This window comes from Methylorubrum thiocyanatum (assembly GCA_014138645.1).
Classification (GTDB): domain Bacteria; phylum Pseudomonadota; class Alphaproteobacteria; order Rhizobiales; family Beijerinckiaceae; genus Methylobacterium; species Methylobacterium thiocyanatum.
The window spans coordinates 56,643-76,728 of sequence record JACJIB010000004.1; the positions used below are offsets into that span (position 1 = coordinate 56,643).

Genomic DNA, 20,086 nt, shown 5'->3' on the forward strand with positions numbered 1-20,086 from the left:
CGTTGGCGCGGCGCCACTCGACCGGAAGCGACCGTGACGGACAAACCCATCGCCGACTACGCCGTGATCGGCGATACCTGCACCACGGCCCTGATCGCCCGCGACGGTTCCCTCGACTGGCTGTGCTGGCCCCGCCACGACGGGCCGGCGGTCTTCCTCGCCCTGCTCGACCGCGAGCGCGGCGGCACCTGCCGCCTCGCCCTCGACGGTCTGACCGAGGTCACGCGCCGGTATCTGCCCGGCACCAACATCCTCGAGACCACCTTCGTCACCGCCACCGGCCGGGCGGTGCTCACCGATTTCATGCCGCTCCATCCCCACGAGGCCGTGCCGGAGGAGGGGCCGGACGGCCATGCCCAGGGCCGGGTGGTCCGCCGTCTCGCCTGCATCGCCGGCCGCGTATCCGGCCACTGGTTCCTGCGTCCGACCTTCGACTATGCCCGCGCTCCGACCGAAGCGGTGGTGGCGAGCGAGACACAGATCCGCTTCCACGGCGGCGGCGACGCGATCCGCGCCGCCTGCGCCGTGCCGCTCACCCTCCGCGAGGGCGCGGCCGAGGGCGGATTTGCGCTGACGTCCGGCGCCCGCGCCGACCTCGTGATCGCCCACGGCGCCAAACATCACGGCGCCGAGAGTGAGGACGACGCGGCGGGGGAGGGGCTCACGGCCGAGGTCGATGCCTCGCTCGCCGCCACCCGCGCCTATTGGGAGGCCTGGTCCGACCGCTGCACCTACGAGGGGCCCTACCGCGAGTCGGTCCTGCGCAGTGCCCTGACCCTCAAGCTCCTCACCCACGGCCCCTCGGGCGGGATCGTCGCCGCCGCGACCGCGGGGCTGCCCGAGGCAGTGCCGGGCAACCGCAACTACGATTACCGCTACGTCTGGATGCGGGACGCGAGCTTCACCGTCACTGCCTTCGTCAATCTCGGCTACGACCGCGAGGCCGCCGAGTTCCTGCGCTTCCTGCGCGAGGCCGATACGAGCCGGGGCCGCGACCTCCACCTGATGTACGCCCTCAAGGGCCCGGTGCCGCAGGAGGAGACCCTCGATCACCTGCGCGGTTGGCGCGGCGTCGCGCCGGTGCGGATCGGCAACGCGGCGGCGGACCAGGACCAGTACGACATCTACGGCGAGTTCCTCGTCGCCCTCCATGGCTACCTCGAGGCGGTCGAATACGACCCGCCGGTGAAGGTCAACGACCACCTGCCCGAGGCCCTCGGCCACCTTACGGGTCACATCCTGCGCGCCCGCCATGCCCCCGACCACGGCCTGTGGGAGATGCGGACGGAGAAGCGCCAGAGCCTGCACACCAAGGCGATGCTGTGGGTCGGCCTCGACCGCGCCGTGCAGATCGCCCGCGCCGATCCGAAGCACCGCCTCGCCGACGCGGCGACGATCGCGACGTGGGAGCGGGCCGCCGCCGAGATCCGGGCCGAGTACCATGCGCGCGGCTGGAATCCGTCCCGCGGCGCCTACACCATGGCCTACGGCTCGGACGATCTCGACGCGGCGGTTCTGCGCGCCGCTCTGTTCGATGCCTTCGACCCGCACGATCCGCGGGTCGCGGCGACCCTGGAGCGGGTCGCCGCGGAACTCGGCGCGGGCGACCTCGTCTACCGCTACCGGATCGAGGACGGGCTGGAGGGCGACGAGGCGACCTTCACCGCCTGCGCCTTCTGGCGGGTCGGCTGCCTCGCCCTGGCCGGCCGCAACGCCGAGGCCGCTGCCCTGTTCGAGCGGCTGCTCGCCCGCGGCAATGATCTCGGCCTGTTCGCCGAGGAGATCGACGCGCGGACGGGCGAGCAGCGCGGGAACCTGCCGCAGGGCTTCACCCACATGGCGGTGATCAACCACGCCGTCCGCCTCGCCGCCGCGCGCGACGGCCAGACCCGGACCGACGAGCCCGATTGCCGGGCCGACGCCCAGACCGTCCCGGCCTGAGCCCCGCGGACGGACACCGCGCGGCGTTCGCGCGAGACCGGCCTCCGTCCTCCCGGAGGATTGATCGGTTCGATGCCGCGCGACACAAACCGGACCGATTGTCGGGTTAACTCTCTTCGCGAGGGTGCAGCGTTGCGAAGGCGATCCGATGCGAAGCTACAACCTGTTCCGCCGCCGGGGCCAGGAGTCTCTCCTGTGCGCGGTGCCGGAGAGTTGCGCCGTGCCGCGCTTCGTCGGCGGGCGCCGCTGGACCTTCGGCGGCCGGATCGACGCCGGCGCGAACCCGCCCCCCGGCTTCGACGACCGCGCCGCGGCGACCGCCGTGCGCTTCAACGGCTTCTACCTGTTCCAGTGCCTCGACGAGGGCGGCACGCGCCGCGGGGCCGACGACCCGTGAGGGCGGGCGTGATCGCGTCGAGCATTCCTTAACGGCCGGAATGCTAGACCGGGCGGGCCGTTCGGAGGGGCCGGAGACCGATCATGATCAGCGAGAAGCGCCAGGAGACCCGCAAGCGGACCTTCCTCAAGGGACGGATCCACTTCAACAAGGGGGCCTCCAGCATGGATTGCCTCATCCGCGACTTCTCGGAGATGGGCGCACGGCTGGAGCTGAGCGAGACCAACACGCTGCCGGAATCGTTCGACCTCTACATCCCGCAGAAGGAGATCACCCTCCGCTCGAACCTGCGCTGGCGCCGCGGCGACGCGGTCGGGGTCGCCTTCTCCGAGGCGCACAAGCCCGCTGCCGAGCCGGCCCCCGCCGCGGTGACGGATCCGTCGCTCGCCGTCCTGCTGCGCCGCATCGGCGAGCTGGAGGCCGAGAACGCCGCCCTGCGCTCGGTGCTCGCCACGATGGGCGCACGCCCCGAAGCCGGGACGCCGACCCTCGCCTGAGGCAAGGGGCGGTTCCGATCACCGGGACGACGTGCGAGCCTGTTTTCCTGACTTCGTAATTTTCCGAAATCCGGCAGCCGCATTCGTGTCTCTCACAAAACTTCCGCCGCGCTGTCCTCGCCAGAGCGAGAACGGTCGGTGACCGGGAGTTTTGTGAGGCACTCTTAGTCCAGGGCCGCCCGGATGCGCGCGGCGTGCTCGGCGAGCACGGCGTTGTCGGCCATGCCGCCCTCGTGGCGCTTCAGCGGCACGCCGTCGTGCCGCGGCACGAGGTGGAAATGCAGGTGGAACACCGTCTGCCCGCCCGCCGGCTCGTTGTACTGGAACAGCGTCAGCCCGTCCGCGTCGAACGCCGCCTTCACCGCACGCCCGACCCGCTGCACCGTGCCGATCAGAGCCGCGAGCGTCTGCGGCTCGGCATCGAGCAGCCCGCGCGAGGGCGCCTTCGGGATCACCAGAGTGTGGCCCTCGCCCTGGGGCATCACGTCCATGAAGGCGAGGCTGTGCTCGTCCTCGTAGACCTTGTGGGCGGGAATCTCCCCGCGCAGGATCTTTCCGAAGATGTTGTCCGGATCGTAGGGCGTCATCGCACGGTTCCTCGCAGAAGCGGGCGGCAGGTTGCACAGGCAGCCCCGCGCCGTCCACCGCCGGAGCCCGGATCCGGGCGTCCGTCCAAAGCCGTCCCGGCGGCCGGCCGTCACCGGGCAACCTTGGCCTCCACGGCGGCGTTGAGCCCCCCGTGACGGCGATGCGCGCCGGGGAGCGGAACATGGCCGAGAGCACGGGTGCGATCTACACGGCGGCGGGCGCCAACCTCGCCATCGCGGCGGCGAAGTTCGTCGGCGCCTTTCTCACCGGTTCAACGGCGATGCTGGCCGAGGGCGCGCACTCGCTGGTGGACACCGCCAACCAGCTCCTGTTGCTGGTCGGGCTGAAGCGCGCGAAGAAGCCGGCGGACGCCAAGCATCCCTTCGGCTACGGGCGCGAGGTGTATTTCTACGCCTTCATCGTCGCCCTGTTCATCTTTCTCGGCGGCGGCATCTTCGCGATCTACGAGGGCGCCCACAAGATCGAGCATCCCGAGCCCGCCGCCGACGCCACCGTGTTCGGCGTCCAGCTGTCCGGCTTCTGGGTGAACGTCTCGATCCTGGGCTTCGCGATCCTGGCGGAGGGGTATTCCTGCCTCGTCGCGGTCAAGGCGTTCTGGGCCGAGAAGGGCGAGCGCAGCGCGATCACCGCGATCCACCGAAGCAAGGATCCGTCGCTCTACACCATCCTCGTCGAGGACGTCGCCGCGCTGATCGGCCTCGTCATCGCCATGACCGGCGTGGTGCTCGCCCACGTCCTCGACATGCCGGTGCTGGACGGCTGGGCCTCGATCGGCATCGGCCTCGTGCTGATCGGCATGTCGATCTTCCTGATGATCGAGACCCACGGCCTGCTGATCGGCGAGGCCGCCGACCCGGAGGTGGTGCGCACGATCCAGGCGGCGGTGCGGGAGGAGGCCGCCGTGCAGCACGTCAACGAGGTGCTGACCCAGCATCTCGGCCCCTCGGACATCCTCGTGAACCTCAGCCTCGACTTCGCCGACGACGTGCCCGCGGGCGAGGTCGAGCGGACGGTCGCCCGGCTGGAACAGCGCATCAAGGCCAAGAGCCACAACGTCACCCGCGTCTTCATCGAGATCCAGTCGCGGAAAGGGCCTACCGCCGGACGCGCACCGGCCGCGGCACCCAAAGATTCGGACATGGGATCGGACACGGGTTCGAACGCGGCCCCGCCCGGCTCGGCCGTGCCGGCCTGATCCCCTACCGCTCCCCCTCGCGGGCGAGCAGCGCCGCCTTCCGCGCCGTGCCCCAGCGATAGCCCGACAGCGCCCCGTCCGAGCGTACCACCCGGTGGCAGGGAATCGCCACCGCCAGCGCGTTGGCGCCGCAGGCCATGGCCACCGCCCGCACCGCGGCCGGTGCGCCGATGGCGCGGGCGATGTCCGCGTAGGTCGCGGTGGTGCCCGCCGGGATCGCCCGCAGGGCCTGCCACACCCGCTGCTGGAAGGCGGTGCCGCCGATATCGAGGGGCAGGGCGAGGCCGGCTCCGGGCGCCTCGATCAGACGGACCACTGCGGCCACCGTCGCGGCGAAGTTCTCGTCACCGGCCGCGATCTCCGCCCTGGGGAAGCGCGCCGCGAGATCGCGCCGGAGCGCCTCGGCCTCGTCGCCGAGGAGGATCGCGCAGATCCCCCGACCGGTCGCCGCCACCAGCACGAGCCCGAGGGCGCAGGGTGCGGTGGCGAAGGCGATGCGCTCGCCCGCGCCGCCCTTGCGGTAGGCCGACGGGCTCATCCCGAGCCGCTTCGCGCCGTCGGCATAGAACCGGCTCGGCGCGCCGTAGCCCGCCGCGTAGAGGCTCCCGGTCACGGATTCGCCCGCCGCGAGGCTGTCGGCGGCGCGGCCCGCGCGGTGGGCCTGCCCGTAGGCCTTGGGCGTCACCCCCGTCACGGCCTTGAAGGTCCGGTGGAAATGGAACGGGCTCAGGCCCGCCGCCCGGGCCAGCGCGTCGAGGGAAGGCGGCGTCTCCGCCGCCTCGATCAGCCGGCAGGCACGGGTGATTTTTTCCGCCTGCTGCTCGGACAGGGCCGGCTCGTCCGGCCGGCAGCGGCGGCAGGGCCGGAAGCCCGCGGCCTCGGCCTCCGCGGGATCGGCGTGGAAGGAGAGGTTTTCCGGTCGCGCCGCCCGCGACGGACAGCCCGGCCGGCAATAGACGCCCGTGGAGCGCACCGCGTAGACGAAGCGCCCGTCGAAGCGGGCATCGCGCGCGGAGACGGCGGACCGCATCCGCGCCTCGGTGAGCGGCGCTTCGTCGGGGGCGATGGCGTCGAATTCGGCGAGCACGGGCTTCCTCCGGGACGGGCGGATGAGGCGATCCTGACGGATCAGCGTGGCGCGCGCATCCCGTCCCTTGCGGTCAAATCCCGATGCCGTCGCAAGCCCCCTCTCCCCGCATGCGGGGAGAGGGAGGCCCATCCTTCACGCCGACGCGCGGCGCTCCACCATCCGCGCGAGATAGGCCGCGCCGAGCGGGATCAGGCTGTCGTCGAAGTCGAAGCTGGCATTGTGCAGGCCCGGCCCCGGCTTGGCCCCGAGCCAGGCATAGGCGCCGGGCACCGCCGCGACCATGTCGGCGAAATCCTCGCTGCCCATGCGCGGCACGGTGTTGGCCTCAACCTTGTCGGAGCCGAACAGCTCCGTGGCAATCTCGGCGGCGGCGGCCGCCTGTTCGGGATGGTTGTCGAGCACCGAGAACACGTCGCGCAGATCCACCTCGATGGTGGCGCCGTAGGCCGCGGCGAAGCCCGCCGCCAGTTCGCGGATGCGGGTGGCGATCAGCTTGCGCAGCTCCGCATCGAAGGTGCGCACGGTGCCGGCGAGATGCGCCCCCTCGGGAATGACGTTGTAGGCCGCGCCCGCGTGGAATTGCGTGATGGAGACCACGGCGGATTTCAGCGGGTTGCTGTTGCGGCTGACGATGGACTGCATCGCCTGGGCCAACCCCGTGGCGATCACGATCGGGTCGATGCCCTGATGCGGCATCGCCGCGTGCGCGCCGCGGCCGGTAATGCGGATGTCGAAGAAATCGGCCGCCGCCATGATCGGGCCGGGCTTCACCTGAAGGACGCCGTGCGGCCCGTGCGGCGCGTTGTGGATCGCGTAGATCTCGTCGACCGGGAATTTCTCGAACAGGCCGTCGGCGATCATCGCGCGGGCGCCGCCCAGGCCCTCCTCCGCCGGCTGGAACACGAATACGGCGGTGCCGTCGAAGTCGCGGGTCTCGGCGAGGTAGCGGGCGGCACCGATCAGCATCGTGGTGTGCCCGTCATGCCCGCAGGCATGCATCTTTCCCGGCACGGTGGAGCGGTAGGGGAGGTTGGTCTCCTCGGTGATCGGCAGGGCGTCCATGTCGGCGCGCAGGCCGATCCGGCGGGCGCCCGGCCGCCCCTGCAGAACGCCGACCACGCCGGTCTTGCCGAGGCCCCGGTGCACCTCGATGCCGAATTTTTCGAGGTGTTCGGCGACGATGCCGGAGGTGCGGACCTCCTCGAAGCCGATCTCGGGATGGGCGTGGAGATCCCGCCGCAAGGCGGTCAGCTCGTCGGCGTATTCACGGATGCGGTCGATCGCGTTCATTCGCTGGAATCCTCGCAGGTTCGGCGGAAGGGCGACATCGCCTCGTATTCGGCGATCGCCGCGCGCACGTGGCTGCGCTCCCGCTTCAGATAGTCGGCGACGGCGCGGGCCAGCGCCGGATCGGCGATGTCGTGGGCCGAATGCATCGGCACCGGCCGGTAGCCGCGGGCGAGCTTGTGCTCGCCCTGGGCGCCGGCCTCGACCCGCTTCAGCCCCCGCGCAATCGCGAAGTCGATGGCCTGATAGTAGCAGACCTCGAAATGCAGGAAGGGGTGATCCTCGATGCAGCCCCAGTTGCGCCCGTAGAGCGCGGTATCGCCGATGAAGTTGATGGCTCCCGCAATCGGCCGGCCCGCATTCCGGGCGATGACGAGCAGGATGCGGTCGGCCATCCGCTCGCCGATGAGCGAGAAGAACGTTCGGTTGAGGTAGGGCCGGCCCCATTTGCGGGCGCCGGTATCCTGGTAGAACGCGTAGAAGGCGTCCCAGTCGGCTTCCGAGATGTCGGCGCCGGTCCTGTGCTCGACGGTGATCCCCTCGCTCAGAGCCTCCCGCCGCTCGCGCCGGATCGCCTTGCGCTTGCGCGAGGCGAGCGCCCCGAGGAAATCGTCGAAACCCGCATAGCCCTCGTTCACCCAGTGGAACTGCTGGTCGGTGCGCGGCAGCATCCCGAGGGCCGCCGCCTGCTCCGCCTCGCGCGCCCGCATGAAGGTGACGTGGACCGAGGAGGCTTCCGTCTCGGACCGCAGGGCGCGCAGGCCCGCGACGAGGGCCGCGGCCGCCGCGTCGGGATCCTCGCCGGGGGCGATCAGGAAGCGGGGGCCCGTCACGGGGGTGAAGGGCACGCTCACCTGGAGCTTCGGATAGTAGCTGCCGCCGGCCCGCTCGTAGGCATCGGCCCAGCCGTGGTCGAACACGTACTCGCCCTGGCTGTGGGACTTCAGGTAGCAGGGCGCGGCGGCGACGAGCCGTCCCTCGCGCTCGACGCGGACATGCAGCGGCAGCCAGCCGGTGCGGCGGGAGACGCATCCCGCCTCCTCCAGCGCCGAGAGGAAGGCGTGGCTGGTGAAGGGGTTGAAGGTCTCGTCGCCGGAGGCGAGGGTCTCGGGGGAGGTCGCGAGCGCGTCCCATTCGGCCGCGTCGAACCGGGCCATGCCCGGCACGGCGCGCACCTGCAGGACGGGCTCGGACGCGTTCGCCGTCGCGGGGGTGGTCATGGGCGCCAAGGTAGGGCGTCCGGGCGCGGATGTGGATACCGGTTCTGCACAGGCGAGGCGCGACATACTGGGACGGCTCCGACACGCGCCCTCATCCCGAGGTACGGAGCGAAGCGGAGCCTCGAAGGATCCTTCGAGGCCCGCTGGCGCGGGCACCTCAGGATAAGGGGGAGGGGTGGATCTCCGTCGTCATCCCTGTGGCCGAGGCCGGATCCCGCCTTGATCCCGAACCGGCCCCGCGCCCATATCCGCCTCATGTGCGGACGCTTCTTCATCGGCCAGCCGCCGGAGGTCTACCGCGCCTTCTACGGCTACTCCGAACAGCCGAACTTCCCCGGCCGCTTCAACGTGGCCCCGACCCAGCCCGTGCCCGTGGTGGTGCGGGAGCAGGGCGAGCGGCATTTCCGGCTGATGCGCTGGGGCCTGTGGCCGGCTTGGCTGAAGGACCCGTCGGGCTTCCCCGTCCTGTTCAACGCCCGCATCGAGACGGCCGCCGAGAAGCCGGCCTTCCGCGGGGCCCTGCGCCACCGCCGCTGCGTCTTCCTCGCCGACGGCTTCTACGAATGGCGCCGCGACGGGGAGGGCCGGACCGCGACGAAGACGCCCTTCGCCGTGCGCCGGGCCGATGGGGCGCCGATGGCGTTCGCCGGCCTGTGGGAGCCCTGGATGGGGGCGGACGGCTCGGAGGTCGACACTGCCGCCATCGTCACCTGCTCGGCCAACGGGACGCTCAGCGCGATCCACGAGCGGATGCCCGCGATCCTGGCGCCGGAGGCGATCGCGCCGTGGCTCGACGCGGCCGTGGATGCCCCCGAGGCGGCCCGCCTGTGCCGGCCCTGCCCCGATGCGTGGCTCCGGCTCGATCCCGTGAGCGAGCGCGTCAACAGCGTGCGCAACGACGATGTCGGGCTGCCCGAGCCGGTGGCCTCGGCCGCACCCGCGGGCCGGACGACGGCCGCCTCGCTCCAGGGCGAACTGTTCTGAGCGCGCCCGTCAGGCCGCGGCACTGCCGCCGACCGCCTCCTCGCCGAACCGTTCGGCGGCGTAGGCCTCGAGGTCGAAGTCGTCGTCGGGCACGCGGAACATGAACCGTTCGGCGATCTCGGTCAGCAGGATGTCGGGCCGCACCCGCTCCACGTAGGGCCAGTCGATCGCGGTGCTCCAGACGAAGTGCACCTCGGCGAAGGTCTCGGCCAGCATGATGGTCAGCATCAGCGGCGCGAAATGCGCGTAGGAATCCCCGAACAGGACGAGGCGGCGCGGGTCGCGGGGCGCGGCGTTGCGGTAGATCACGTGCGAGCCGACATGGAGCGTGTCCGCCCGCCCCGCCGCCTCCCGCGCGGCCACGACCGGGCTCGCATAGTGGCGCACCGCGTCGCGTTGGAGATCGTGGATCCGGGTCCGCTCACTGCGGGGCGGATCGAACCGGCTGCCGAGATCGCCGGAGATCTCGGTCTCGCGAGAGCCGCGCTCGGCGAGGTCCGGGCAGGGCGCGGCACCCAGGGCGCGGCAGATCTCGCGATAGGCGAGATGGCAGCCGGCGAAGGTCCAGTGGCTGTCGGTGCGGTAGAACAGGTCTTCGCCCCCGCGGGCCGCCCGCATCGGCCCGACGAGGTCGACGCAGGTCCGCCGCAGGATGCGGGTGACCGGCCAGTCCCGCAGCCGGCCCTTCAGCCGGGAGAGCCAGCGGCGGCGCGGCAGGCCGCGGATCAGGCGGCGGGCCGGGGAGAGGCGGGGATCGACCGCGATCCCATCCAGGAAATCGTCGTAGATGCTGAGCTTTTCCGGGACGACGACGTGGCGGTAGGCGATGCCGAGCCCGTGTGCCCGCGTCGCGCGGGCGGCGATAAGCCGGCGCCACAGCTCGCTCTGGTGGGCCATGAAGCCCGACTCGTTGAACTGGGCGATGACGTTGTTGCTGCCGGCGACGAGAAAGAGCCAGCCGTCCTTGCCGATATGGATGTGATCGGTGGTTTGATCGGTGGCCGTGTCCGACACGCAGTCCCGCCCTTCCTCAACCGTCTTCGCCGATGCCGAACGTGTGGGCGGGCCGGGGCTCCCTACAGGCCTCCGCGGTCCCAAGGCAAATCGGGCCGGGAGCGGAGGACATGCGTGCGCATCATCGCGAAGGCTGGTCTCCGGCTTTCGCGATGATGCAGAGACAAAAGCCTCGCGCCTTGTCCCGGATCCGATATCCAGGACGATGCGCAAGTGAGGTTGAAAATCCCTTGAGCGGACGTCGATCCGCGAGGAGCCGGTTTGGACGGGTCGAGTGTGGGCGGGGCGCGTGTGGACGGGGCGGGAGCGGAGGCGGCTGCGGCGCATGCCCGGCTGATCGAGGACAACCTCGTCCTCACCTGCGCGGCGGAGCGCCTCTATTCCGACGGCGGGTTTGCCGGCGATGCCGCCCTGCTCGACCGGCTGCGGGGCCGCGTGAGCCGGCAGACCCAGGTGCTCGGCGAGGTGTTCCCCGGCTTTCCCGCCCACGATCCTGCGCCGCCGCGCCTGTTCGGCGGCAGTGACGCCTTCCGCGACAAGCAGGGCGCCGCCCTCGCCGCCCGGCGCCCGGCCGGGCCGCCGACGCTCCTGTGCGAGACCCGCGACGTCCACCTCGCCGGCAACGCCCTGTTCCACGTCGAGGACGGCCGGCCGCAGGTGCTGTTCGAGACCTATCGGCCCCAGGAGCGGCACGTGGTCACCGGCCCCGGCCCCGATTTCGGGCGCGTGGACGAGACGATCGACGGGGAGGAGCTCGTCTTCCTCCTCAACTCGGCCGGCTCGTTCAATTACGGACACTGGCTGATCGACGACCTGCCCCGGCTGCGCGGCCTCGCGCGGCTGCGCGAGCGCCATCCGCGGGAGCCGGTCACCGTGGCGCTCGTCTCCTATTTCCCGCATCTCGACGCGGCGCGGCGGCACTCGATCGAGCTTCTTCTCGGCCGCCGACGCGGCGTCTCGATCCGCTTCCTCGACCGGTCCAAGACCTACCGCTTCGCCCGCCTGCACCACACCACGCCGTGCAGCCTGCCGAGCACGGGTAAGTCCCCCTACGCCATGGACGATCTCACCCGGCAGATGCGCGCGCGGACGCGCCTGCCGCGCGGGCTGTTCGCCCTGCGGGCGCTCACCGGTCGGGGACGTCGCCTGTTCGTCGATCGGCATCCGGGGCGGGGGCGGGGGCTCGCCAACCGCGAGGCGGTGCTCGCTCGGCTGCGCGACCTCGGCTTCGAGGCGTTCGACCCCGAACTCACCAGCGTGCGGCAGCAGGTGGTTCGCTTCGCGGGTGCCGAGATCGTGGTCGGCATCGCCGGGGCGGGCATGGCCAACACGGTGTTCTGCCGGCCCGGCACGCCGGTCATCCACCTCGTGCCGGAGGGCTGGGAAGACCTCTTCTACGGCGAGATCGCCACCGCCTGCGGCCAGAACTATCGCGCGGTCTTCGGCCCGCGGATCCCGTCGGACGCGCCCGAATATCTTCGGGATTTCGCGATCGATCCCGAGCCCCTGTGCGCGGCTCTCGCGGCTGCGGGTCTGCGGTAAGGTCCCGGGTTTCCAAAGGGATCATCCCTTTGGCGGGGCGCCGGGGTGGAACCCCGGCTTCCCTTCAACCAGGGCTTAGCGCGGGCGCCGCAGCGTCTTCCCCGCCGGCTTGCGCGCCGCCTTGCGGAACACCCCGACCAGCTCGACATGGGCCGACCATGCGAACTGATCGACCGGCGTGACCCGCTCCAGCCGGTAGCCGCCGGCGATCAGGGTCGCCGCGTCGCGGGCGAAGGTGCCGGGATCGCAGGCGACGCCGACGACGAGGGGCACCTTCGATTCCGCGATCCGGCGGGCCTGCGCCTCGGCCCCGGCCCGGGGCGGATCGAACACCACGGCGTCGAGCGCATCGAGTTCCGGGCCGAGCAGGGGGCGGCGGAACAGGTCGCGGGCCTCCGCCGTGATCCGGGCATAGCCGGCCCCGGCCCGGTAGGCGCGGGTGAGGGCGGTGATCGCCGCCGCCTCGCCCTCGGCGGCGTGGACCTCGCGGCCGCCCGCGGCGAGGGCCAGGGCGAAGGGACCGCTGCCGCAGAACAGGTCGCCGACGCGCCGCACCTTAGCCTTCCCCTCGTCCATCGCCTCCAGCACCAGGGCGGTCAGGGTCGCCTCACCGGCCTGCGTCGCCTGGAGGAAGCTGCCGGGCGGGGGCACGCGCCGGGCCGGCCCCTCGCCGATCTCGGGCGGGCGGCGCTCGACCACCACGTCGCCATGGATCGAGAGCCGGGCGAGATCGAGTTCGCCGGCGAGCCGGGTCAGCACGCCGCGCACGCCCTCGCTCACGGGCCCATGGCCGCGGATGTCGATGTCGAGCCCGGTGACGGTGGCGGTGGCGGCGATGTCGAGGGGCTTGCGCCCGTGCCCGAGCGGGGCGGCCAGCGCCTCCGCCACCGCGGGCGCCCGGTGCAGGCCCGGCACGGTGATCGGGCAATGGTCGATCGCCACGAGCGCGTGGCTGCGCGCCGCCATCAGCCCGGCCTTCGCCCGGCCCTCGATCTCGCGCACATGCAGCGTGATGCGGCGCCGGCCGGCACCGCGCGCATCGACGAGCGGCGCAAGCTGCGTCTCGATCCGCGCCTGCGCCAGCGCGCCGGCGACCAGACCGCGCTTCCATTCGGCGTAAGGGGCGGGGGCGAGGTGCTGCACGGCGCAGCCGCCGCAGGCGGAGAAGTAGGGGCAGAACGGCGCGATGCGGTCCGGCGAGGCCTCCTCCACGGCGATGAGCGTGCCGACGCGGTCGCCGCGATGCACCCGCACCCGCTCGCCGGGCAGGGCGCCGGGCACCGCCAGCCCGCCCTCGGTGAGGCCGTCGCCGCGGGCGCCGAGCCGGGCGATGGTCAGGGTCTCTTCGACCGGGGATTCTCGGGTTACGTCGGACATGTCATTCATCATGAGCGGAGCGCCTCGCGGCGACCAGAAACTCGCGGTTGCCGTCGCCGCCCTCGATCGGGGAGGGGATCGGTCCCGATACGGTGAAGCCGAGGCCGACGAGCACGGCGCGCACGCCCTCGCAGACCTCGGCATGAACCTCCGCGTCGCGCACGATCCCGCCGCGCCCGACCCGCTCGCGACCGGCCTCGAATTGCGGCTTGATCAGCGCGGCGAGCGCCGCCTCCCCGGCGAGCTGCGCCGCCACCGCCGGCAGGACCAGCCGCAGGCCGATGAAGCTGACATCGATGGTGGCGAGCCGCGGCGCGGGCTCGATCGCGCCGGGGGCGAGGGTGCGGATGTCGGTGCCCTCCAAGCTGGTCACCCGCGGGTCGGCGCGCAAGGCGGCGTCGAGCTGGTCGCGGCCGACATCGACGGCGTGGACATGGGCGGCGCCGCGCCGCAGCAGCACATCGGTGAAGCCGCCGGTCGAGGCGCCGACGTCGAGACAGCGCAGGCCGGCGGGGTCGAGGCCGAACGCGTCGAGCGCGGCCGCAAGCTTGAGGCCGCCGCGGGAGACGTAGGGGTGGGGGGCCGAGGCCTCGATCCGCGCGCCCGCGCCGATGAGGTCCGAGGGGCGGGTGACGAGGGAGCCGTCGGCGCGGACGAGGCCGGCTTCGATCGCCGCCCGCGCCTGCGCCCGGCTGCGGAAATGCCCGTGCTCGACCAGGAACCGGTCGGCCCGCAGCCGCTCGCCCGTCATCGGATCTCCCTTCCGGAAAACGCCCGGCCGCGTCATGGTGACAGAGATGGAAGCGGCTTGTCCCCTGTCGAAAGGTGCCGCTTCGCGTTACCTACAGCATCGCCCGAGACGGGGCGGGCCGGAACCGCCGGCCGCGGTAGCCCGGATCTCGTACCGCCTCAAGCGGTGGCGCGGCGCCGGACGGGGTGCAGCAACGGAGTGAGTCAGTTCATGAGAGGTGCCATCATGCGAGGGGCCACGACGCCTGCCATTCGACGCCTTCCGCGTTCGATCTCCTTTGCCGCGGCCCTGATCGCGGGCCTGGCCGGACCCGCCTTCGCGCAGGACGCCAAGGAGGCCCCGAAGGAGCCGGCTCCCGCCAAGACGGAGGCGGCCGGCGCGCCGCAGACCTATGAGAGCGGGATCACCAACGGCAAGGGCGAGACCATCGGCAAGATCATGATCCGCGACGGGGCGAACTCGCTCGTGATGCGGGTGATGATTGGGGCCGGCGGCCTGCCTCCGGGCTGGCACGGCATCCATTTCCACGCGGTCGGCGACTGCTCGGACACCGAGAAGTTCGAGAAGTCGAAGGCCCACGTGAACCACGACCAGAGCAAGCACGGCCTGCTCAACGCCGACGGTCCGGACGAGGGCGACCTGCCCAACGTCTTCGCCAACGCCGACGGCTCGGTGAATGCGGAGGTGTCGAGCGAGACCCCGCTGACCGGCGAGGGCGGCCTGCGCGATGGCGACGGTTCGGCGCTGATCATCCACGCCAACGAGGACGACCACACCAGCCAGCCCATCGGCGGCGCGGGGCCGCGCATCGGCTGCGCGGTGATCAAGTAGTCTCCGAAAGCCCTCCCCCGTCGAGGGGGAGGGTCGGGTGCGGCGGTTACCGCTTCAGGTTCACCACGCTGCCTTCGCGCTGCACCGCCTTTTCCGGCAGGGCGGCGCGGACGGCCTTGAGGATGCCCTCGGCGTCGAGACCGGCCTCGGCGTACATCTTCTCCGGCTTGTCGTGGTCCTGGTAGACGTCCGGCAGCGTCAGCGTCCGCACCCGGACCCGGCCCGCATCCAGAACGCCGCGCTCCGACAGCAGGTGCAGCACCATCGCGCCGAAGCCGCCGACCGAGCCTTCCTCCACCGTCACCAGAACCTCGTGGCTGTTGGCCAGATCCACGATCAGCTCGGCATCCAGCGGCTTGGCAAAGCGCGCATCCGCCACGCTCACCGCAACACCCTCCGCCTCCAGCGCGTCGGCCGCCTTCAGCGCCTCCGACAGGCGCGTGCCCAGCGACAGCAACGCCACCCGCGCCCCTTCCGGACGGCGCACCACACGCCCGCGGCCGATGGCCAGCGGCTCGCCGGTCTCCGGGAGCTCGACGCCGACCCCCTCGCCGCGCGGGTAGCGCAGGGCGATCGGCCCCAAGTCATGCGCATGCGCGGTGGCCACCATGTGCACCAGCTCGGCCTCGTCGGCGGCCGCCATCACCGTCATGTTCGGCAGGCAGCACAGATAGGCCAGATCGAACGCGCCCGCATGGGTCGCCCCGTCCGCCCCCACCAGACCGGCCCGGTCGAGGCAGAACCGCACCGGCAGGTTCTGCAAGGCCACGTCGTGCACGACCTGATCGTAGGCCCGCTGCAGGAAGGTCGAGTAGATCGCCACGAACGGCTTGTAGCCCTCGGTCGCCAGACCGCCGGCAAAGGTCACCGCGTGCTGCTCGGCGATGCCGACGTCGAAGGTCTTATCGGGATGCGCCTTGCCGAACAGGTCGATGCCGGTGCCGCCGGGCATGGCCGCGGTGATCGCCACCACCTTCGGATCGGCATCCGCCGCCTTGATCAGGCTCTCGCCGAACACCCGCGTATAGGCCGGGGCGTTCGCCTTGGCCTTGGCCTGCACGCCTGAGACCACGTCGAACTTGACCACGCCGTGGTAGCGGTCGGCCGAGGCCTCGGCCGGGGCGTAGCCCTTGCCCTTCTGCGTCACCACGTGGAGCAGGATCGGACCCTGATCCGAGTCGCGCACGTTCTTCAGAACGGGGAGCAGGTGGTCGAGGTTGTGCCCGTCGACCGGCCCCACATAGTGGAAGCCCATCTCCTCGAACATCGTGCCGCCGCCGACGATCAGCGAGCGGGCATATTCCTCGGCCGCCGCCGCGCGCTGGTAGAGCGCCTTCGGCAGCAGTTTTCCCAGCTGCTTGGCGGTCTCGCGCAAGCTCCGGTAGGTGCCCCCCGAAGCGAGCCGTGCGAGATAGGCCGACATGGCGCCGACGGGGGGCGCGATCGACATGTCGTTGTCGTTGAGGATGACGATCAGGCGCGAATGCAGCGCGCCGGCATTGTTCATGGCCTCGTAGGCCATGCCCGCCGACATCGAGCCGTCGCCGATCACCGCGATCATGTTGCGGCGCTTCCCCGGCGCCTCGCCCTTCGCCTTGGCCTCGGCATCGTCGAGATCGCGCGCGACCGCCATCCCGAGCGCGGCCGAGATCGAGGTCGAGGAATGCGCCGCGCCGAAGGGGTCGTACGGGCTCTCCGAGCGCTTGGTGAAGCCGGACAGGCCGCCGCCCTGGCGGAGCGTGCGGATGCGGTCGCGGCGGCCGGTGAGGATCTTGTGCGGGTAGCACTGGTGGCCGACGTCCCAGACGATGCGGTCGTCGGGGGTGTCGAAGACGTGGTGGAGCGCCACCGTCAGCTCGACCACGCCGAGCCCCGAGCCGAGATGGCCGCCGGTGATCGACACGGCGTCGATCATCTCGGCGCGCACCGCGTCGGCGACCCGCTGCAGCTCGCTCTCCGGCAGAAGCCGGAGACGATCCGGCGTCTCAAGACCCTCGAGGATCGTCGTGTCCGCTAGTGCCACCGGACCAGCCTCATGCCCGAAGTGAAGAAAAGCGCGCAAAGCTTTGCGTGCGATGAGTTTCGTTGGAAGTGAACCCGCACCCGGCCCGCCTACTCGACGTCGAGCGGGGCGGTGCCGGCGGCCCGCCCGTCCGGGCCGATGGCGATCTTCTGGATCCGCGCCTCGGCCCGCTTCAGCAGGGTTTCGCAGTGACGCTTGAGCGCCTCGCCGCGCTCGTAGATCGCCACCGACTCATCGAGGGGAACGTCGCCGCGCTCCAGCCGGCGCACGATCTCCTCGAGCTGCTCCATCGCACGCTCGAACGGCAGATCGTCCGGCGTCTGCGCCGCAGCGGCGTCGGGTGCAGATCCGTCGGGTGTCTGATCGTTCATCCGGATTCCCTTTGGGGCGGGTTATGACGGGCGACGTGCGGTCGCACAAGTCCGGGTCGATTGCGTGCGACCGATCTCCGCGGTCCGCAGACGTCAGGTCACGCCAGGGTGAATTGGAACGGCGTTCCCTCGAAGGCCTCCGCCCCGCGCCCGATTTCGGCGATGGCCGCGCTCATCCGTCCCTGGCGTCCGAGCAGGCGGTCGGCGATCTCCACGAACAGGCGGTTCGGCGTGGCGCTCGGCGCGAGCCGCCGCAGCTCCCGCGCGAGTTCGGCCTCGTCCCGGTCCGGCTGCAGGGCGCAGGAAGCGGCGAAGGCCGCGGCCGTCGAGCGGCTGATCCCGGCATAGCAGTGGAGCACCATCGGTTTTTCGCGCGGCCACGCCGCCACGAAATCGAGCACGGCCCGGACATGCGCCTCGCCCGGCGGCAGGTGGCCCTCCATGGGCGCGACGATGTCGCTGAACCCAACCCGCAGGTGGTGCTCCGGGCGGATCGCGGCCGGGCGCTCGACCGTGCTGCCGAGGGTGGCCAGCGTCACGAGATGGCTCGCGCCGGTGGCGGCGACGGTCTCGGGCAGACGGGAGAGGGGGCAGATGTGGAGGGTGGGCATTGTCTTGCCAATCTCACACGGTTTCCGGCTAATCGGTTCGTTTCAACCGACCCAACGTCATTCCGGGGCGCTGAAAAGCGAACCCGGAATCCACGGCCGGCCTCGACATGGCCGTGGGCCCCGCGTCACGGGTGGATCCCGGGTTCCGCTGCGCGGCCCCGGGATGACGGAGGAGCCGGTATCGAGGCATCAACTGAAAACGGCCGACGCACCGCGCTGGAGCGTCTCGAAGCGGGCGAGATAGCACGCCTCCGCCTCCGCCGTCGGCCATCCGGCGATCAGCCGCTCGATCTCCCCGCGAACGGGCTCGGGCAGGGCCGGCGGGCAGCCGAAGATCCCGTCGGCCTCCGCGCCTGAAAAGCCCGCGAGCCGGGTCGCCTCGATCGCGGCGGCGATCCGGTCGGCGCGCTTGACGAGGCGCGAGAGGGCCGGCGAGGGGGCGGAGAGGCCGAAACGCTGGCGGATCGCCGCGAGCAGGCGCCGCTCGACGCTGCGATAGGCATCGCCGATGGCGGCCTTGAGCGGCGAGATGATGTCGCCGATCACGTATTCCGGCGCGTCGTGCAGCAGCAGTTCGAGGCGCTCCGGGCCCCCGAGCCGCGGATCGAGGGCGCCGCCGATCGCCTCCACCAGCAGCGAGTGCTGTGCCACGGAGAAGACGTGCGGCCCCGCCGTCTGCCCGTTCCAGCGGGCGACGCGGGCGAGCCCATGGGCGATGTCGGTGATCTCGACATCGAGCGGCGAGGGGTCGAGCAGGTCGAGGCGGCGGCCCGACAGCATCCGCTGCCACGCCCGCGGCTGTTTCTTCGCGGGGACCGTCACGGATGGCGCCCCTCACGCAACGCGGCACCGAGGGTGGCGCAGGCGGCGTGGCGGTGGCAGCCGGTGAGATGGTCGTTGACCATGCCGACCGCCTGCATGAAGGCGTGAACGATGGTCGGGCCGCAGAAGGTAAAGCCCTTCGCCTTCAGAGCCTTGCCCATCTTTCGCGACAAATCGGTTTCGGTGGCGATCTCGGCGCGGGTGGCCGCGTTTGTCTGGATCGGGCGGCCGTCGCAAAAGTCCCAGAGAAAGGCCGAGAAGCCCGGACCCGCCTCCTCGATGGCGAGCCACGCCCGGGCGCCGGCGATCGCGCCGCGGATCTTGGCGCGGTTGCGGATGATGCCGGTGTCGCCCATCAGCCGCTCGACATCGGCCTCGGTGAAGCGGGCCACGCGCTCCGGCTCGAAGCCTTCGAAGGCCCGGCGAAACCCCTCGCGGCGGCGCAGGATGGTGATCCACGACAGGCCCGCCTGGAACCCGTCGAGGATCAGCTTTTCGTACAAGGCGCGGGAATCGGTCTCCGGCACGCCCCACTCGGTGTCGTGATAGGCGACATAGAGCGGGTCGTGCCCTGGCCACCAGCAGCGCGGGCAGCCGTCGGCATGGCCGGTGATCAGTCCGGAGGCGGCTTCGCTCATCCGGCCGCGGCCGTGTCGGTGGGGAAGGCGAAGGTCGCGAAATCCGGCTTGCCCACGGCCGCGACGGTGCCGCCCGCCCGCACCGGCTCGTCGGCGGCCAGCGCATCGCCGAGACGGTCGAGGCGGATGGTGGCGAGCCCGCGATGGCCCGCGGCACTGCCCGTCGTGCCGAGGCTGCGGGCACCGGCCGTCACCTCGGTGCCGGGCGCCGGGGCCGGACCGTCGCGGTAGACGATCGGCAGGATGCGGGTGCGGGCGGTGCCGCGGTGCTGCATCCGCGAGACGACCTCCTGGCCGACATAGCAGCCCTTCTTGAAATCGACGCCGCCGAGCTGGTCCATCAGCGCCTCGTGCGGGAAGGCGTCACTGAGCGCGAAGTCGCGCCCCCCCTCCGGCACGCCGAGGCCGATGCGGTGGGCGTGGTAATCCTCCTCCGTCGCGTCCGCCGAGAAGGCACCTTGCGAAAAGTACAGCCGCTCGCCCAAAGCGGGGAGGCGCCCGTCGCGCACCCGCACCGTGTCGGCAGCCGTCTCGGACCCGTCCCACGCGGCCGCGACGCCGAGCGTCGGGTCGGCGGCCACCGTCACCTTGGCCCGCAGGCGGTAGAGACCGAGCCGCTTGAGGAGATCGGGGACGCGCTCGGCGGCCACATCGAGCCTGAAACCGTCACCGCCGTCGCGAGAGAGCAAAAAATCGAACTGGATCTTGCCCTGGGGCGTCAGCAGCGCGCCGAGCCGCGCCTCACCCTCGGGAAGCGTCTCGACATTGCAGGTGAGGATGCCTTGCAGGAAGGCGGTCGCATCCGGCCCCGACACGGCGACGACGGCTCGGTCCGGCAGCAGGGCGATCGGCATGGCATCTCCTTCGGGGCGCGGGCGAGGCACGG

20 protein-coding genes are annotated in these 20,086 nt (G+C 71.6%); 7 read left to right on the top strand and 13 right to left on the bottom strand.

Annotated elements, in window-relative coordinates:
- Nucleotides 1–33 precede the first annotated feature (33 nt).
- The 3 genes from HNR51_RS11495 to HNR51_RS11505 all read left to right on the top strand — a co-directional run bounded on the left by HNR51_RS11495 (nt 34) and on the right by HNR51_RS11505 (nt 2,835).
- Nucleotides 34–1,941 carry a glycoside hydrolase family 15 protein gene (locus HNR51_RS11495; protein ID WP_141953804.1) on the top strand — a complete coding sequence of 636 codons (1,908 nt, stop codon included), beginning with the start codon at nt 34–36 and terminating at the stop codon, nt 1,939–1,941.
- Nucleotides 1,942–2,089: 148 nt separating this feature from the next.
- Complete coding sequence (locus HNR51_RS11500) at nt 2,090–2,338, top strand: hypothetical protein (RefSeq protein ID WP_141953802.1); 249 nt, start codon at nt 2,090–2,092, stop codon at nt 2,336–2,338.
- Between the two features lie 83 nt (nt 2,339–2,421).
- Nucleotides 2,422–2,835, top strand: a complete 414-nt coding sequence (locus tag HNR51_RS11505; protein WP_012456532.1) for a PilZ domain-containing protein — start codon at nt 2,422–2,424, stop codon at nt 2,833–2,835.
- Between the two features lie 164 nt (nt 2,836–2,999).
- Here the strand turns inward: HNR51_RS11505 and HNR51_RS11510 are convergent, their stop codons facing one another.
- Nucleotides 3,000–3,422 (bottom strand): HIT family protein, encoded by a 423-nt coding sequence (locus HNR51_RS11510; RefSeq protein ID WP_182555037.1) that lies wholly within the window; start codon nt 3,420–3,422, stop codon nt 3,000–3,002.
- 182 nt (nt 3,423–3,604) lie between these two features.
- Here HNR51_RS11510 and HNR51_RS11515 point away from each other — a divergent pair, with 182 nt between their 5' ends.
- The gene (locus HNR51_RS11515; RefSeq protein ID WP_182555038.1) at nt 3,605–4,639 is read left to right on the top strand and encodes a cation diffusion facilitator family transporter; all 1,035 of its coding nucleotides are present in this window, start codon (nt 3,605–3,607) and stop codon (nt 4,637–4,639) included.
- Between the two features lie 4 nt (nt 4,640–4,643).
- On the opposite strand, the gene ada is transcribed toward HNR51_RS11515, so the two are convergent.
- From ada to HNR51_RS11530, 3 genes are all read right to left on the bottom strand, one after another.
- Nucleotides 4,644–5,726: a bifunctional DNA-binding transcriptional regulator/O6-methylguanine-DNA methyltransferase Ada gene (gene ada, locus HNR51_RS11520; protein WP_182555039.1), complete on the bottom strand. Its 1,083-nt coding sequence runs from the start codon at nt 5,724–5,726 to the stop codon at nt 4,644–4,646.
- 135 nt (nt 5,727–5,861) lie between these two features.
- A complete protein-coding gene (locus tag HNR51_RS11525; RefSeq protein WP_182555040.1) occupies nt 5,862–7,019 on the bottom strand; it encodes a M20 aminoacylase family protein in 1,158 nt (385 codons plus the stop codon).
- On the bottom strand, nt 7,016–8,236 hold the full coding sequence (locus HNR51_RS11530; protein WP_012456527.1) for a GNAT family N-acetyltransferase: 1,221 nt from the start codon (nt 8,234–8,236) through the stop codon (nt 7,016–7,018). The genes HNR51_RS11525 and HNR51_RS11530 overlap by 4 nt, the downstream gene beginning before the upstream one ends.
- Nucleotides 8,237–8,491: 255 nt before the next feature.
- On the opposite strand from HNR51_RS11530, the gene HNR51_RS11535 reads away from it, so the two are divergent.
- Nucleotides 8,492–9,220: an SOS response-associated peptidase gene (locus tag HNR51_RS11535; RefSeq protein ID WP_182555351.1), complete on the top strand. Its 729-nt coding sequence runs from the start codon at nt 8,492–8,494 to the stop codon at nt 9,218–9,220.
- A gap of 9 nt (nt 9,221–9,229) precedes the next feature.
- On the opposite strand, the gene HNR51_RS11540 is transcribed toward HNR51_RS11535, so the two are convergent.
- Entirely contained in the window at nt 9,230–10,234 is a 1,005-nt protein-coding gene (locus HNR51_RS11540; RefSeq protein WP_182555041.1) for an alginate O-acetyltransferase AlgX-related protein, read from the bottom strand.
- A 261-nt stretch (nt 10,235–10,495) separates the two neighbouring features.
- Between HNR51_RS11540 and HNR51_RS11545 the strand changes: the two genes are divergently transcribed.
- On the top strand, nt 10,496–11,776 hold the full coding sequence (locus tag HNR51_RS11545; protein WP_210279996.1) for a glycosyltransferase family 61 protein: 1,281 nt from the start codon (nt 10,496–10,498) through the stop codon (nt 11,774–11,776).
- 75 nt (nt 11,777–11,851) lie between these two features.
- On the opposite strand, the gene HNR51_RS11550 is transcribed toward HNR51_RS11545, so the two are convergent.
- Together HNR51_RS11550 and HNR51_RS11555 are read right to left on the bottom strand one after the other, a co-directional pair.
- Entirely contained in the window at nt 11,852–13,165 is a 1,314-nt protein-coding gene (locus HNR51_RS11550; RefSeq protein ID WP_182555042.1) for a class I SAM-dependent RNA methyltransferase, read from the bottom strand.
- On the bottom strand, nt 13,155–13,904 hold the full coding sequence (locus tag HNR51_RS11555) for a TlyA family RNA methyltransferase (RefSeq protein WP_012456522.1): 750 nt from the start codon (nt 13,902–13,904) through the stop codon (nt 13,155–13,157). Before HNR51_RS11555 ends, HNR51_RS11550 begins: the two co-directional genes overlap by 11 nt.
- Nucleotides 13,905–14,129: 225 nt before the next feature.
- Between HNR51_RS11555 and HNR51_RS11560 the strand changes: the two genes are divergently transcribed.
- Nucleotides 14,130–14,735 (top strand): superoxide dismutase family protein, encoded by a 606-nt coding sequence (locus tag HNR51_RS11560; protein ID WP_012456521.1) that lies wholly within the window; start codon nt 14,130–14,132, stop codon nt 14,733–14,735.
- 46 nt (nt 14,736–14,781) lie between these two features.
- On the opposite strand, the gene dxs is transcribed toward HNR51_RS11560, so the two are convergent.
- From dxs to ygfZ, 6 genes are all read right to left on the bottom strand, one after another.
- On the bottom strand, nt 14,782–16,758 hold the full coding sequence (dxs, locus tag HNR51_RS11565; RefSeq protein ID WP_182555043.1) for a 1-deoxy-D-xylulose-5-phosphate synthase: 1,977 nt from the start codon (nt 16,756–16,758) through the stop codon (nt 14,782–14,784).
- An 89-nt stretch (nt 16,759–16,847) separates the two neighbouring features.
- A complete protein-coding gene (locus HNR51_RS11570; protein ID WP_096487043.1) occupies nt 16,848–17,129 on the bottom strand; it encodes an exodeoxyribonuclease VII small subunit in 282 nt (93 codons plus the stop codon).
- Nucleotides 17,130–17,227: 98 nt separating this feature from the next.
- Complete coding sequence (locus HNR51_RS11575) at nt 17,228–17,740, bottom strand: tyrosine phosphatase family protein (RefSeq protein ID WP_182555044.1); 513 nt, start codon at nt 17,738–17,740, stop codon at nt 17,228–17,230.
- 189 nt (nt 17,741–17,929) lie between these two features.
- Entirely contained in the window at nt 17,930–18,520 is a 591-nt protein-coding gene (locus tag HNR51_RS11580) for an HD domain-containing protein (RefSeq protein WP_182555353.1), read from the bottom strand.
- Between the two features lie 38 nt (nt 18,521–18,558).
- Nucleotides 18,559–19,200, bottom strand: coding sequence for a DNA-3-methyladenine glycosylase I (locus tag HNR51_RS11585; RefSeq protein ID WP_182555045.1), 642 nt, complete (start codon nt 19,198–19,200; stop codon nt 18,559–18,561).
- On the bottom strand, nt 19,197–20,054 hold the full coding sequence (gene ygfZ, locus HNR51_RS11590; protein WP_182555046.1) for a CAF17-like 4Fe-4S cluster assembly/insertion protein YgfZ: 858 nt from the start codon (nt 20,052–20,054) through the stop codon (nt 19,197–19,199). Before ygfZ ends, HNR51_RS11585 begins: the two co-directional genes overlap by 4 nt.
- Nucleotides 20,055–20,086 lie beyond the last annotated feature (32 nt).